Below are 14,800 nucleotides of genomic sequence, written 5' to 3'. Positions count from 1 at the left end.
TGCAGCGAGTTTTGCGCCGGCCCGGAGGCGCGAGCAGCACAGGGGAGCCTGAGCGCAAAGCGCGAGGGCCGCCGCATCTGGGGCAGAGTGCCTGCCAGCCTGTGGCGCTGCGCGCTGATGCCCGGTCTACGCCGGTTTCCGAGCGCCTGTCGCTGCAGCCGAGGCTTGAGATCACAGGTCAAGATTTCAAGTGACGACGCCCACCTACTGCGATCACAAACTCACGACCGAAAACCTGATCTGCCCAAACCGCCCCCGCCCATCCACCGCCGTCAGCGTCTGCTCCCCACTGCGCGACAACTCCAACTGCAACGGCGCCCCCGCCTTCTCGCTCTGCCCCACCAGCTGCCCATTCAGCAGCCAGGTTAGCCCTTCCTGCGCCCCCACCGCCTGCAGCTTGAGGGCAATGCGGTGCTGGCCCGGGGCGGGGCGCAGCTGGCTGCCGGGCTCGAGGCCGACGATGCGCAGGGCGTCGCCGCGTGGGGCGCGCGGGGCGCAGCCGGGGCCCCAGGGCCAGCGCTCTTGAGGGCTGCGCTGGGCGGGTTCGATCCAGGGTTGCAGCAGGGCAGGCCAGCGGGCCAGTTCCACGCGCTCGGGGCTGGCCTGCGCGGCCGCTGCGCAATCGGGGCGCAAGCGCTGCTGGCGGCGCGCATCCACCCAGGCCACCTCGATCAGGCTGCCGGGCTGCAGGCGGTCGGGCAAGGTGGGTGGCGTGGCGCCTTCGAGGGTCCAGGCCAGGCGGCGTTGCAGGCAATGGGCGGGCGCGGTGCTCGCCTCGGCCAGGCCCAGGGGCCAGCAGATGGGCACGGGCTTGACGCTGGCGGGCACGTGGCGCGGGGCCAGTTGTTGCGGGCCCAGGGCCGCGGCGAGGTCGCGCAGCAGCGGGGCTGAACTGTTGGCGCCGAAGTGGCCGGGGTTGGGCGTGCCGTCGGGGCGGCCCATCCAGATGCCCAGGGTGTAGCGGTCGGTCACGCCCACCGCCCAGGCATCGCGGAAACCAAAGCTGGTGCCGGTCTTCCAGGCGATGCGCTGCTCGCTCTCGCGGAAGGGCGCGCCGGGGCGGCCGCCGCTCTCCAGGATCTCGCGCACGATGTAGGCGGCGCCTTCACTCATCAGGCGCGTTTCCAGCAGCGGCTGCTCGGCGCGCAGGCGCGGTTTACCGGCCACGCCGCCGCGCGCCAGCGCGGTGTAGGCGCCCACCAGCTCCTCCAGGTTGGTGCTCCCGCCGCCCAGGATCAGGCTCAGGTTGGGGCTGGCATTGGCGGGCAGGCGCAGGCGCAGGCCGGCCTGGCGCAGCTGGGCGGCGAAGCGCTCGGGGCCGAGGCGCTCCAGCAGGTCCACCGCCGGCACATTGAGCGAGCGCTGCAAGGCCTCCGACACGCTCACCGGGCCGGAGAAATCGGCCTGGAAGTTGCCGGGCGCATAACCGCCGAAGTTCTGCGGCGCGTCGATCAGCAGGCTCTCGGAATGGATCAGGCCCTGGTCCAGCGCCATCGCGTAGAGAAAGGGCTTGAGCGTGGAGCCGGGCGAGCGCAGGCCGCGCACCATGTCCACATGCGCGGCACGGCGCAGGTCGGAGAAATCGGCCGAGCCGGCGTAGCCGCGCACTTGCAGGGTCTGGTTCTCCACCACCAGGGCGGCGATCGAGACCTTCTCGGGCAGGGTGTTGAGGCGGTCCAGCAGCACCTGCTCCAGGCGCGCCTGCAGGCCGGCGTCGAGCGTGCTGCGTATCACCGAGCCGGGTGGCTGCGTGCCCTGCCTGGCCTCCTGCCGCAGGCGCTCGGCCGCCAGCGGGGCGAGCCATTGGGCGCGCAGCGGCGGCGCGAACACGCGCTCGAGCTTGGCATCGGCCACGCTGGCGGCGTCCCACACGCCCAGGGTCTGCATGCGGGTGAGCACCTTGTCGCGCGCGGCCTGGGCGCGCGCCGGGGCGCGGTCGGGGCGCAGCTGCGAGGGCGACTGCGGCAGCGCGGTGAGCAGGGCCGCCTCGGCCTGCGAGAGCTCGCGTGCCGGCTTGCCCAGGTAGCCGCGCGCGGCCATCTCCACGCCCTCCACCATGCCGCCCATGGGCGCGTGGTTGAGGTAGAGCGTGAGGATCTCGTCCTTGCTGAGGTGCAGCTCCAACTGCAGGGCGCGCAGGATCTGGCGCAATTTGGCCGGCACGCTGCGGCCGGCGGCGCGGCGGTCCAGCAGGCGCGCCACCTGCATGGTGAGGGTGGAGCCGCCCGAGACGATGCGACCATGCCTTGCCCATTGCCAGGCGGCCCGGCCCAGCGCCCAGGGGTTCACGCCCGGGTGCACGCGGAACCAGCGGTCTTCGTAATGCTGCAGGGTCTGCAGATAGAGCGGCGACACCTCGGCCAGCGTGATGGCATGGCGCAGTGCGCCGTCCTCGCTGGCCCAGGCGCGCAGCGGCGTGCCATCCTCGGCCAGCACCACCAGGGTGGACTGGCCGGCGCCGCTGGGGTCAGGCGTTGCCCCGGGTGGCAAGGGGAAGACAAACAGGTCCAGCGCGGCGATGAGCAGGGCCGGCACGGCCAGGGCGAGGGCCAGGCGGTGCCAGCGGGTGAGCTTGTTCATGCGCAGAGGTGGCGAGCGGCAAATCCCTGGGCGGGTGGCCGCGGCGGCCAGGCTGCGCAGGCCCTCGCGCTGCTCGGGCTTCCCTGCGGTGCTCGGGCCTTGCGGCCTGGCGCACAACTCACTGCGCTCGCCTGCAGCTCGCTGCGTTCAGACAAAGTGCGCCAATCCAGCGCTTGAGGCGCGCGAGTACGCGCGCGGCCGCAAGGCCCTGTGCGCCTCGGCAGCGCAAATGGCCGCCGCGGCCACCCGCCCAGGGCTTTGCCAACACCTGTGGTGGCGCGCGCCCTTCGTGCCTGCCGACCTGGGCCGCGGCGCAAACAGCCCATCAACTCATTACGGAACCGCACGCTTGTCCACCACCGTGATCTCGCCCTCCGCCTTGCCGATGCCGCGGATCTCGGGGCGGTACATGTCTTCGGCGTAGGGCGCCGGCACCACGTAGCGGCCTGGGGTCACGGCGCGCACCAGGTAGAACAGCTCCAGGCGGCTGCCGTCGAGCTTGGCGGCGGCCACGAAGCGGTCGTCGCGGTACTCGGTGTGGACGATGCGCGCGTTGGCGTTGGCGGCCGCGATGTTCGTGCCCTCCACCGTGAACTCGCCGGCCTGCGGGCCCTGGCTGAGGTTGAGGTTCTCGACCTCGAAGCCGGCCGGGATGCGGTCCACCACCAGGCCGTCCTTGATGGCCTGCTTGTTGGCTTGCACGCGCAGGCGCACGATCAGCATGTCGCCGGTGTTGAAAGTACGCGCGCTCACCGGCTTGCCATCGGTGCTGAAGAGGGCGCGCTCGATGCTGATGCGATCTTCCTGCGCGGCCGGCAACTTGACCGGGTAGCCCTGCGCCGCCACCTCCACAAACACCGTGCCGGCGCCCTCGTTCTTCAGGCTCACGCCGGCCTTGAGCTTGGCGGGTTCGATGGCTTGCTGCTGCGTGCCACTGCCGGCCCAGGCGGTGCTGGCGCTGCTGCCCTGGGTGAGGCTGGCCTTCCAGCCCTTCTCATTCGCGCTGGCCGCACCCATGGCGCTGTTGGCGGCCAGGAAGAGTGCCAGGCGCTCCTGGGTGGAGAAGTAGCGGCGGCGGTCGAAGTCGCCGGCCAGGTCGAACAGCAGGCCCTCGCGGCGCTCGTGCACGATCTGGTGGCGCTGCAGCAGGGCATAGCCCAGGGCCAGGTCGCGCACCTTGGAGCCGTAGTCGCCCAGCCACTCGCCCCACCACCAGCCGCTACCCTCGCTCTGCTCGGGCTGCAGGCCGTAGGCGGCCTTCATGGCATCGTCCAGCGCCACCTTGGCGCGCGCCTCGTCGCCCATCAGCTTGAGCGCCAGGCCCAGGTGGATCAGCGGCAGCGGCGAGCGCGCATTGCCGCGGTAGCTTTCGTGCAGGGTGCGCAGCGTGGCCAGCGGCGCCTTCTGCTCGCGCGCCAGGATGTAGCCGGCATGCGCGGCCTCGGCAAAGCGCTGGTGCGCCATGCGCAGCAGCTCCACCTCGCGGTAGTCGCTCAGGCGGCCGTTGGCATCGCGCTTGAAGGCCTTGGGCGGCTGGGTCTGGAAGGCCGGCGCGCGCTGGAACTGCTCGGTGAGCGCCTCCAGGCTGCGCTTGAGCATGGTCTCGGGCACGTTGAAGCCGCCGTCGCGCGCGTCCTGCAGGAAGCCGGTGACATAGGCGCTCAGCCAGGCCTCGTAGGGGCTGGAGGCGGCCCAGAGCCCGAAGCCGCCCTTGGGCTGCTGCATGCCCGAGAGGCGCGCGAAGGCGCCGTCCAGGCGCTTGGCGCGCTCTTCACGGCTGATGGGGCTCATGCCGAAGCGCTTGGCGGCGTCCTCGTCGATGAACACCAGGGGATAGGCGCTGCTGGTGGTCTGCTCCAGGCAGCCGTAGGGATACATCAAGAGCTCGCGCACCTGGGCCCGCACGTCGATGGGCGGCTTGTCGGAGACGGCCAGGCTGAGCGCGGCCGAGCCGGCCCAGTAGGCATCCAGCAGCGTGGGCTCCAGCTTCATGCTGGCGCCCGGCTCCAGGCGCACGCGGCGGATCTCGCGCGTCAGCGGCGTGGTGGGCTGCACCTGCAGCGCCGCCTCGCGCACCAGCTTGAGCGAAGCGCCGGCCGTGACGGTGAGCTTGAGCGGCGCCAGGCCCCAGGCATCGGTGGCCTCGGCCTGGAAGCGCAGCACCTTGCGCTGCTTGTCGGCCAGCTTGATGGGTTCGGGCGTGCCGGTGATCTTGAGCGGCGCGCCGGCCTCCAGCTGCACCTTGACCTCCTGCGTGGCGCCGCTGAGGTTGGTCACGTCCAGCGCGATGCTGGCCTTGTCGCCCGGGGCGATGAAGCGCGGCATGGCCAGCTCGGCCACCAGGGGCGCGGCAATCACGCTCTCGGCCTGGGCGCTGCCATAGCTGTCCGCGCTGCTCACCACCGCCATCAGGCGCAGCGTGCCGTTGAAGTCCGGCAGCTTGAGGTTCAGCCTGGCCTCGCCCTTGGCGTCCAGCTGCACCGGGCCGCTGAACAGGTCCACCAGCAAGACCTTGCGCGGCATGCTCTGGGTGTCGCGCTTGCCGGCGTCGCCGCCGAAGCGCTGCTTGGCCTGGCCGCCCTCCATCTTCTCGATCAGCTTGCCGTAGAGGTCCAGCATGTCGGCGCCGTAGCGGTGCTTGCCGAAGAAGAAGTCCACCGGGTCGGGGGTCTTGTAGCGGGTGATGTTGAGGATGCCCACGTCCACCGCCGAGACGGTGACGATGGCCGGCTTGCCCGCGAGCGCGGGCGCCTTCACCAGCACGGGCAGCTGGCTGTCGGGCGTGGCCTTGGCCGGCGCCTGCAGCTCGAGCTTCACCTTGCGTTCCTCGCGGTAGAGCGGCAGGTGCACCAGGCCCAGCGCACGCGCGGGGGTGACGCGGTCGCCCTGGCTGCCGGGGCGGAAGGCGGCCACGGTGATGTAGAGGTCGTGGCGCTGCCAGTCGGCAGACACGGGAATCTCCACCTCGGTGCCCTTGGCGCTCACGCTCAGGCGCTTGGCGTAGAGCACGCGGTCGCCCTCCACGGTGAGCAGGGCCTCGCCATCGTGCGGCGGCTTGATGCTGAGCTTGGCCAGGGCGCCGGGCTTGAAGGGCGCGCCCTGCAGCTTGAGCTGCACGCGGTCGGGGCGGTTGCCCATGTCGTCGGCGTCCTGCGCGCCCCAGCCGGCGTAGAAGGCGTAGCGCAGCGTCTGCTGGGTGGCCGGGTCGCTGATCTCCAGGCGGTAGCGGCCCCAGCGCACCGGCAGGGCCAGCTTGCTGCGCGCATCCAGCTGGATGCTGCGCGCCTCCACCACTTCCTCGCTGGTGTTGTAGCCGGAGTTCCAGCCGCGGCCATCGTCATAGCGCCAGTACCACTGGCGCTCCTCGTAGATCAGCTTGAGTGACAGGGGTTCCTTGGCGGGCTTGAAGTTGCCGGCCGCATCCACGCGCGTGAGCTCGAACTCGGCCAGCGCGCCCTCCTGCGCGACGTTGCGATCGAACATGGGGCGGACGGCCAGCAACTCGGCGGCGGGCCACCAGCTGCGCTCGATCGAGCGCACCACCGGCCGGCCGCCCGACTCCAGCAGGCTGAAGCTGCCGCGCACCAGCATGGGCGAGTGGCGCTCGCCCAGCTTGGGCGCGAGCTGTAGCTCGGCATGGCCCTTCTCGTCCAGCTCCTGGTCGCCCAGGTCCTCGCGCGAACGCTGCTTGTCGTCGGCAAAGTCGCCGAACAGGAAGCCGGGCAGCTTCTGCGCCAGCGGGTTGAGCTGGCGCTCGGCATAGACGCTGGCCTGCAGGCGGTTGCCGGCGGCGGGGGCGCCGTAGAGATAGTCGCCCTGCACCTGCACGTCCAGCGCGGTGTCGCCGCGCATCACGCCCTCGCCGGCCTTGAGCTCCAGCTTCATGCGCTCGGGCAGAAACTCCTCGACCTTGAAGCTCCATTGCGCGTCCGGCTGCTTGGCGGCCGGGTCCACGCGGGCCTGCAGGGTCCAGCCGCCGGTGGGGGCATCGGCGGGCAGGGTCAGGGCTTGCTGGTAGTAGGCGGCGCCCGTCGCGCCGGGCTTGACCAGCTGGTTCACCAGGCTGCTGCCATCGGGCTTCTTGAGCGTAAGGGTCAGCGGCAGGGGCTTGGCCGGTGCGCGGCCGTCGGCATCTCTTGCCAGCACCGAGACCTGGAACGATTCGCCCGGCCGGTACAGATCGCGCCCGGCGTAGATGAAGAGCTTGTGGTTGCGCGAGGCATGGCCGGTGGCGTCGAACTCCGAGAGATCCAGCGCCGGGTCGCGCAGCGCCAGCACCGCCATCTCCTTGTTGCCGCGCCTGGCCAGCAGGGCGCGCGCCTTGTCGCTGCGGCCCTTGAAGACGGCATGGCCATCACCATCGCTCTGCGCCTGGCCCAGGGCCTTGCCCTGCTCGTCCACCAGGGTGAGCTCGATGCCGCTGAGCGAGCGCCCGCTCTTCAGCGAGGTGGCGAACACGTCCAGCTGCTCGGTGTGCCGCCGCACATGCAGGCCGATGTCGGTGACGTAGTAGTGCGTGACCTGGTAGTCCCAGCCAAAGCGGCCGGGCTGGCTCATCACCGCCACATAGATGCCGGGCTCCTGCAGCTCCTTGATGCGCTCCACCGGCAGGTAGCTGACGTTGCGGCGGTTCGGCCGCGCATCGGTGGCGAAGCGGCCGATGTAGACGCTGTCGGACATCTCGCGCAGCTGGTCGAGGATGTAGCCGCCCACCTGGCCCTTGAGCCGGCGCGCGCCGTCGTCCCAGTAATAGCCGCCCTCGTACTCGCCACCTTCTTCGTCGCTCTGCTGCGCGCGGCGTTGTTCCTCGCGCCGGCCGCCCACCTGCTCCAGAAAGCGCGGCAGGGCCTCGGGCTTGATGCGCAGGAACTGCAGGTCCACCTCGGGCGTGTTCACGCTCACCACCGGCAGGCCGCCGTTCTGCTCGGCCGGCAGCACCACGCCGCGGCTGGCGAAGTAGAAGCTGGTGGGCATGGCTTCGCTCAGCAGCTCGCAGCTCTGCGGCGTGGCCAGCTTGGCGCCCGACTTGGCGGCCAGCCCGGCGTTCAGCGTGACGCGGTATTTGCGCTCCGGCGTCACATAGGGCAGGTAGAGCACGCGCGGGTTGTCGCCCAGCACCCAGCGCGCTTCCAGCGGCTTCGCGTCCTCGGGCTTGCCGTCCTTGGCGCCCTCGCTGGCCTTCAGCAGGGCGCCGAAGTCCTGGCGGCGGTCCAGCGCCTGGGTGAAGCTCACCGCGATGGCGGGCGAGCCGTCGAACATGCGCGCCTTGCATTCGCTGAAGGCAAAGGCGGCCTGCTCGCCGCCGATCTCGGCGCTGCTGCCTAACTCGTTGGCGCCGCGGCCTTGCCATGCCTGCCAGCCGAACCAGCCGCCCGCCGCCGCACCCGCCACTGCCAGGGCCGCGAGCCCGAACTTGATTGCCGTCGTCGCCTTTGCCGCCATGCCTGTCGCTCCCCGAATTTCGGGGCAGTGTATGCCAGGCTATGTGTCGGATAGCGGCAGTTGACGGGCCGATTCGAAGCGCCGCCGCTGGCCGTTCAGCGGGTCGGTGAACGCGATGCTGCGCGCCAGCAGGCACAGCGGCTCGCGGTAGTCGGGCTCGGCCTGCTCGGGCTGCAGCTGGGGGTAGATGCGGTCGCCACGGATGGGCAGGCCCAGTGCGCACATCTGCGCGCGCAGCTGGTGCTTCTGGCCGGTGCTGGGGCGCAGCTCATAGCGGGCCCAGGCCGCGCCCAGGCGCTCGATCAGTGCGATCTCGGTCTCGGCATTCGGCTCGCCGGCCACCTCCTGCATCTGCATGAAGGCCTCGGCGCGCTCCTGCAGGCGGCTGCGGTAGCAGAGCGGCAGCCGCAGCTCGGCGCGCCAGGGTGCGATCGCCTCGTAGACCTTCTCGACGCTGCGCTCGCGGAACAGGCGCTGGTAGGCGTCGCGGCTCTCGGGGCGGATGGCAAACAGCGTCAGGCCGGCGGTCTCGCGGTCCAGCCGGTGCACCGGCGTGAGCGTGGCGATGCCGGTGCGGCGCTTCAGCCGCGTCAGCAGGGTCTGCTGCACATAACGCCCCTTGGGCGTGACCGGCAGGAAGTGCGGCTTGTCGGCCACCAGCAGCTCATCGTCCTGGAACAGGATCTGTTCCTCGAAGGGGATCTCATGCTCCTGGGCCAGCCAGCGCCAGTAGTAGATGCGGCGCCCGGCGCGGTAGGGGGCCTCGGGGGGCAAGGCCTGGCCCCGGTCGTCCAGCACCTCGCCGGCCGCCATGCGGGCCTGCCAGTCCCTGCGACTCACCAGGCTCAGGCGCTCGGCGATGAAGTCCAGCAGCAGCGGCCAGGGGCCGGCCGGGCAGGCCAGGGCGCTGGCGCTGACGCCCTCGCGCAGGGGCAGGTCCAGCTTTTGTGGGCGACTCACGAGCGGTGCTTAGTCGATCTGCGGCCCGGCCTTGGCGCGCTCGTCCATATAGCGGTTGATGCGCTGGCGATCGGCCTCGTCGAGCTGGTCGCCGCGCCAGGCGCGTAGCCAGGCCTCGCGGTTGGGGTCCTGGGCGAGCCGGCGTACCGCGGCGTCGATCGCCTCGATCTGCCTGCGGCCCTCGGGGTTGCGGCTGCAGGCCACCGTGGCCACCATGGTGCTGCGCGCCTCGGCCAGCGGGATCTTCACTAGCTCGCCCTGGGCTTCGTTGGCCTTCAGGTACTCGTCCACCACCGAGGGGTATTCGAGCGTGTAGTCCATGCGGCGCAGGCGCAGCATGGCCAGCACCTGCATATTGCGCGCGGCGCTGGCAGTCTTGGGCGCGCGGCTGCCCTGGGCCTGCAGGATCGCATCGATGCGCGGGCCGAAGCTGCGGTCGCGCGGCAGCAGGCCCGTCAGGTCGCCGCGCTGCAGCAGCTCGGCCAGCTGCAGGGGCTGGCCCATGCCCTCCAGGCGCGCCAGCGTGTCGCGGTGCACGATCACATGGATCTGGCGCGAGAACAGCGGCGGGTGCGTGTGGGTGAAGTAGAGCCAGCTCAGGCGCTCGGGCGTGCGCACATGCAGCACCGAGCACATCGTCTGGCCCTGGCGCACCAGGGTTTCGAAGCGCGGCAGGCTGGCGTCGAGAAACTCATGCTGGAACTGCGGCATGCGCGCGATCAGCATGCGCAGCATGCCGTCCAGCTCGCCATGGCCGAGGTCGGCGGGTTTTTGCGGCGGGCGCCCGTCCACATAGTTGAAATGCGGGGGCAGGTCCTGCACCAGCCAGCGCACCGTGTCGCCCCCCTGGGCGAAGGCTCCGCCCGCCAGGCAGGTGACTGCCAGTGCGGTGAGGGCCTTGCCGATGAGGGCGCGCATGGGCCTAGGGCCTGTTCACACTACGTTTGCCCGTGCGAACGGGGCTGGCAGGGCCCAGGTCTAGGCGGACGACGCAGCCCAGGCTGGCTGCCTGGGCAAGGAGTTCAACGACGAGATGGGCCCTGCCAGCCCCGTTCCCTTCGGGTTGCCACCAGAAAAACCGTGCACGTCGTTGCAAAGCCTCGCCGGGGGAGTGACCCCGGCTTCGGTTTGCGCCTAGTTCACGGCTTTTCTGGTGGCAACGCATCGTGCAAACGTAGTGTGAACAGGCCCTAGTCGCCTTCGACCCACTCGATGCGCGCACCCAGCGAGCAGATGTTCTCGACGAAATGCGGATGCGCGCGGCGGATCGGCGCGGCATGGCGGATCACCGAGCGGCCCGGGATGCTGGCCGCCACCATCAAGAGCGCGATGGCCACGCGAATGATGTAGGGGCTTTCGACCTCGGCCGCATGCAGGGGCTTGCCGCCGAAGGTGACCATGCGGTGCGGGTCGGAGAGAAAGGCATGGGCCCCGAACTTGGAGAGTTCGCTGGTCCAGCCCATCGCGCCGTCGTAGATCTTGTTCCAGAACATCACGCTGCCCTCGGCCTTCACGCCCAGGGCCACGAAGATGGGCAGCAGGTCCACCGGCAGATAGGGCCAGGGGGCGGCCTCGACCTTTTGCAGGATGTTGCGGGTGAAGGGTTCCTTGACCTTGAGCGCACCGGTGGTGATGGCGCGCGACCAGCCGTCCTTGTGCTCGATGCGGACGCCGAACTTGGCAAAGGTGCGGTCGATCAGCGGAAACTGCTCGGGCTGCGAGTTCTTCACCTGCACGTCGCCGCCGGTGATGGCGCCCAGCGCGAGGAAGGTGACGATCTCGTGGAAGTCTTCGGCAAAGGTGAAGTCGCCGCCGCCGAGCTTCTCGACGCCGCTGATCTTCAGGCGCGAGGTGCCCAGGCCCTCCAGCTTGGCGCCGAGCATCTGCATGAAGGCGCAGAACTCCTGCACATGCGGCTCGCTGGCGGCGTTCATCAGCGTGGAGGTGCCCTCGGCCAGCGCGGCGCAAAGCACGAAGTTCTCGGTGGTGGTGACCGAGGCGTAATCGGTCCAGTGGTCGTTGGCGCGCAGCCGGCCCGGCACGTTCAGCAGCAGGCCGTCGCTTTGGCGCTCCACCACCGCGCCAAAGCGCTCGAACACCTCCACATGCGGGTCGATCTCGCGCGCGCCCAGGGTGCAGCCCTTCACATCGTCCTCGATGCGCGCCGCGCCGAAGCGCGCCATCAGGCCCGGCACCAGCATGATGCTGGAGCGCATTTCCTCGGGCAGGCGGTCGCTGGCCGGGTCGAAATGCGTGCTCTTGTGGTGCACGTCGAGGATGCCGGTCTGGAAGTCCACCTCCACCGAGCTGCCCAGGCTGCGGAACACCTCGAGGATCTTCTTGACGTCGGTGATCTCGGTGATGCCGCGCAGCCGCACCGGCTCGGCCGTGAGCAGGGTGGCGCACAAGATGGGCAGGATGGCGTTCTTGTTGGCCGAGGGAACGATGCGGCCGGCCAAGGGGGTGCCGCCGTGGACGATGAGGTTGGACATGGGAGGAGCTTGGGCTGCGGTGCTCTGAGCGGGAAGACGGCGTCGATTATCGGGGCAGCGCCAAATCCTCAGCCCGCCGGGTCCAATCGCCGCGCCCGCGCCAGCCGCCAGGCTTCGGCCGGGTCACCCTCGAACACCTGCTCGGCGGTGGTGGCGGTTTCATGCAGCCGCGTGTCGATGGCGATGCGCTTGTCGAACACAAAGCATTCGCCCTGCCAGTCGGCGGCGGCGTCGGCCATGGTCTCGAAGTAGTTGAGGATGCCGCCGTCCAGCTGAGCCACCTTCAGGCCCAGTTCCTGCTGCATCCAGCCGCCCATCTTTTCGCAGCGTATGCCGCCGGTGCAGTACATGGCCACGGTCTTGCCGGCCCGCTTCCACTCGTCGGCATGGGCTTGCACATAGGCCGGGAAGTCGCGGAAATGGCGCACGCCGGGGTCGATCGCGCCCTCGAAGCGGCCCAGCCGCCATTCGAAGCTGTTGCGGTTGTCGATCAGCACCACGTCCTCGCGCCGCATCAGCGCGCGCCATTGCTGCGGCGAGACATGGCTGTCGGGCAGGTCGGCCAGGCCGCTCACGCCGGGCAGGCCGAAGGCCACCAGCTCGGGTTTCACATGCACCTTCAGCAGCGTGAAGGGCGAGCGTTCGCAGGGGTTGTGCTTGAAATGCACCTGAGCGAAGGCGCCTTCGAACACGGGGTCGCTTTGCAGTGCCGCTTCAAAGACCTGCATGTCCGCGGGACGCGCGCTGATCGCCGCGCTGATGCCCTCGGGCGCCACCAGGATGTTGCCGCCCAGGGCCGTACCCAGCTCGCGCAGGCGCTGGGCCACGCGCTCGGGCTCCGCCAGGGGCACGAACTTGTAGAAGCTGTTGTGCAGGAACGCGGGCGAGGGATCCATTACACGTACAGCGCGGCGTCGAAGCTGGGTTCGGGGCGCGGCCACAGGGCCAGGCCGCCGGCCAGGGTAAAGACCTGCGCATGGCCGGCGCGTGCTAGCGCCAGCGCGGCCTGGGCGCTGCGGTTGCCGCTGCGGCAGAAGCACACCAGCGCCGAAGCCGGCGGCAGGCCCCATTGCGCGGGCGGCTCGCTGAGCAGGCGCGAGAGCGGCATCGCCAGCACCCGGGTGCCGGCCTCGAAGCGCGGCGCCTGGGTGAGGCGTTGCTCGTAGAGCTCGCGCACGTCCAAGAGCAGGGTGTCGGGCCGGCCGGCCAGCAGCTCGCTCAAGCCCTTGGGGTCGAGCACGCGCGGGGCCTCGCCGGCGCCGGCGGGGGCCTGGGCCGTCACCGGTGCGGCCTCTGCCTCGCGGCTGACGCGCAGGGCCTCGCCGCAGGCGCGGATGCGCGCGCAGGCCTCGGCGATGAAGGCCTCGTCCACCACCGGCCCGAAGGACATGCGTATCGCGCCGGCGGTCTGCCAGGCGGGCAGGCCCATGGCCTCGAGCACGAAGCTGGGCGCGGCCTTTGCGGCGCTGCAGGCCGAGCCACCGCTGACGCGCACATCGGCGGCGTCGAACAGGTCCAGCAGCAGCTTGGAGGGGGTGCCTGGCACGGCAAAGTTGAGCGTGGTGGGCAGGCTTGTTTCCAGCGGCGCGTTCAGCACCAGCTCCGGGAAGGCGGCCCGCAGTGCCTCCAGCAGGCGCAGGCGGAAGCGCTGCAGCGTGGCGCCGTCGCGAAAGCAGCCCTGGCCCTCCTCATCCTCCAGCGCGGCCAGCACCGCGCCCAGCGCGGCAATGCCCGACATGTTCTCGGTGCCCGAGCGCAGGCTGCCCTCCTGGCCGCCGCCGGCGATCAGCGGCGTGAACGGTGCGCCCTCGCGCACATAGAGCAGGCCGATGCCCTTGGGCGCATAGAGCTTGTGGCCGGAGAAGGGCGCGTAGTCGATGCCCAGGGCCTGCAGGTGCAGATCCAGCTTGCCCAGGCCCTGCACGCCGTCCACCATCCAGTAGCCCGAGCGTCCTGTCTGGCCGCCCAGCGCGGCGGCAATGCCCACCAGATCGCTCACCACGCCGGTCTCGTTGTTGGCGGCCATGGTGCAGACGAGGCCGGCGCGGGCGGCATGGGCGCGCAGCCAGTCGAGGTCGTGGCGGCCGTCGCTACCGACGGGGATGGCCTGCAGCGTGCAGCCCAGGCCCAGCAAGTCGTTCCAATGCCGCAGCGCCTCGGGCACGGCCTTGTGTTCGGTGGCGCCATAGAGCAGCAGCTCGCCCACCGCCTCGCCCGCGGCACGGCGCTGGCGCAGCGCATGCAGGGCCGAGAGCACGGCGGTCTGGATGCCCTCGGTGGCGCCGCTGACGAACAGCAGCTGCCCGCTCTGCACGCCCAGCACGCGCCGGGCGCGGGCGCGCGTGGCGTCCATCAGCGCGCGCGCCTTCAGGCCGGTGCTGTGCACGCTGCTGGGGTTGCCGAAATCCTCCGCCATGGCCGCGAGCGCGGCCTGCCGGGCTTGTGCCAGCACGGGCGTGGTGGCGTTGGCGTCGAGATAGATGTCCATGGCAGGGCGCGGGCGTGGCAAGGGCGCAATGGTAATGCGCCCGGCCGCGCCGGGGCACTGCGCGGCTTAGTGCAGGCGGCGTTGTCGCGCCAAACCGCCCACCGCGACTAGGCCGGCCAGCAGCAGCAGCGCACTTTGTGGCTCGGGCACCGCCGTGACCTCGAAGTCCAGCCGGCCCAGGCCCACGTTATAGGCCGAATCCTGCCACTCGATCACCCAGCCCTGGCTGGACGCGCCCGCCGCAAAACTGAACGTGGTCGCCGTGTTGGTATTGGCATCGCCAGCCGTCGCCGCGCCCTGCATCAGCGTCTGGGCGCCGCCGATCTCGTACACATGCACCTGGGTGCCCAAGCTGCTGTTCAAATAGGCGCCCAGCGCAAAGCCGTTCAGCTTGACCTGGTAGCCGGGCAGGGCTTGCAGCGTGATGCTGGCATGCGAGCCGGCGTCGTCGCTGCCGGCGTAGAGGGCGCCGGGCAGGTCGTTGTAGCCGTCCTTCCACCAACTCAGGCTCCAGTTGTCCGGGGTGCTGAGGTCGCGGTATTCGATGTGCAGGCCGGTCTGGTCGCCGAAACCCTGCAGCACTGGGCCGCCCGAGCCGGGGTCGCAGTCCGCGCCCGGTCCGGCCCCGAACCAGTCCGAGGCGCAGCCCGCCGCGCCGTCGAAGTTGAGCACCGTGGCACCGGCGCTGGCGCAAAGGCCGAGCAGCAGCGAAAGGCTGGCGAGCGAGGTCTTCATCATGGAGCGACTCCCGTGGACCGAAGGGCCGGCCCAGTCTAGTGATCTGGCGCGCCGCGTCCATCCCCCTGTTTGAAGCGCCCACCTACAATCCCGCAGCCTC

8 protein-coding genes are annotated in these 14,800 nt (G+C 70.6%); all 8 read right to left on the bottom strand.

All coding sequences use genetic code 11. From position 1 onward, the window contains the following. Window positions 1–213: 213 nt before the first annotated feature. On the bottom strand, window positions 214–2,580 hold the full coding sequence (gene pbpC / locus AC3WQY_RS04105; protein WP_492706020.1) for a penicillin-binding protein 1C: 2,367 nt from the start codon (window positions 2,578–2,580) through the stop codon (window positions 214–216). A gap of 333 nt (window positions 2,581–2,913) precedes the next feature. Further along, window positions 2,914–8,022 carry an alpha-2-macroglobulin family protein gene (locus tag AC3WQY_RS04100; protein ID WP_492706017.1) on the bottom strand — a complete coding sequence of 1,703 codons (5,109 nt, stop codon included), beginning with the start codon at window positions 8,020–8,022 and terminating at the stop codon, window positions 2,914–2,916. Between the two features lie 39 nt (window positions 8,023–8,061). After that, on the bottom strand, window positions 8,062–8,982 hold the full coding sequence (locus tag AC3WQY_RS04095) for a pseudouridine synthase (protein ID WP_492706015.1): 921 nt from the start codon (window positions 8,980–8,982) through the stop codon (window positions 8,062–8,064). Window positions 8,983–8,991: 9 nt separating this feature from the next. Then, window positions 8,992–9,900, bottom strand: coding sequence for a TIGR02285 family protein (locus AC3WQY_RS04090; RefSeq protein ID WP_492706013.1), 909 nt, complete (start codon window positions 9,898–9,900; stop codon window positions 8,992–8,994). Between the two features lie 272 nt (window positions 9,901–10,172). Next, window positions 10,173–11,474: a UDP-N-acetylglucosamine 1-carboxyvinyltransferase gene (locus AC3WQY_RS04085; protein ID WP_492706011.1), complete on the bottom strand. Its 1,302-nt coding sequence runs from the start codon at window positions 11,472–11,474 to the stop codon at window positions 10,173–10,175. Between the two features lie 68 nt (window positions 11,475–11,542). Beyond that, window positions 11,543–12,370, bottom strand: a complete 828-nt coding sequence (gene trhO, locus AC3WQY_RS04080) for an oxygen-dependent tRNA uridine(34) hydroxylase TrhO (protein ID WP_492706009.1) — start codon at window positions 12,368–12,370, stop codon at window positions 11,543–11,545. Further along, window positions 12,370–13,962 carry an aminotransferase class V-fold PLP-dependent enzyme gene (locus AC3WQY_RS04075; protein ID WP_492706007.1) on the bottom strand — a complete coding sequence of 531 codons (1,593 nt, stop codon included), beginning with the start codon at window positions 13,960–13,962 and terminating at the stop codon, window positions 12,370–12,372. The genes trhO and AC3WQY_RS04075 overlap by 1 nt, the downstream gene beginning before the upstream one ends. Before the next feature lie 66 nt (window positions 13,963–14,028). After that, window positions 14,029–14,700, bottom strand: coding sequence for a PEP-CTERM sorting domain-containing protein (locus AC3WQY_RS04070; RefSeq protein WP_492706005.1), 672 nt, complete (start codon window positions 14,698–14,700; stop codon window positions 14,029–14,031). Between the last annotated feature and the right edge of the window lie 100 nt (window positions 14,701–14,800).

It is taken from the genome of Roseateles sp. FW301-B2 (assembly GCF_058788955.1).
The sequence above is the reverse complement of the archived record's forward strand: the minus strand, read 5'-3'. Positions and strand labels throughout refer to the sequence as shown.

Bases quoted from the DNA above. Each gene is read 5' to 3' on its own strand.
- AC3WQY_RS04100 (WP_492706017.1), bottom strand. From the start codon at position 8,022: ATGGCGGCAAAGGCGACGACGGCAATCAAGTTCGGGCTCGCGGCCCTG.
- AC3WQY_RS04085 (WP_492706011.1), bottom strand. From the start codon at position 11,474: ATGTCCAACCTCATCGTCCACGGCGGCACCCCCTTGGCCGGCCGCATC.
- AC3WQY_RS04090 (WP_492706013.1), bottom strand. From the start codon at position 9,900: ATGCGCGCCCTCATCGGCAAGGCCCTCACCGCACTGGCAGTCACCTGC.
- pbpC (WP_492706020.1), bottom strand. From the start codon at position 2,580: ATGAACAAGCTCACCCGCTGGCACCGCCTGGCCCTCGCCCTGGCCGTG.
- trhO (WP_492706009.1), bottom strand. From the start codon at position 12,370: ATGGATCCCTCGCCCGCGTTCCTGCACAACAGCTTCTACAAGTTCGTG.
- AC3WQY_RS04070 (WP_492706005.1), bottom strand. From the start codon at position 14,700: ATGATGAAGACCTCGCTCGCCAGCCTTTCGCTGCTGCTCGGCCTTTGC.
- AC3WQY_RS04075 (WP_492706007.1), bottom strand. From the start codon at position 13,962: ATGGACATCTATCTCGACGCCAACGCCACCACGCCCGTGCTGGCACAA.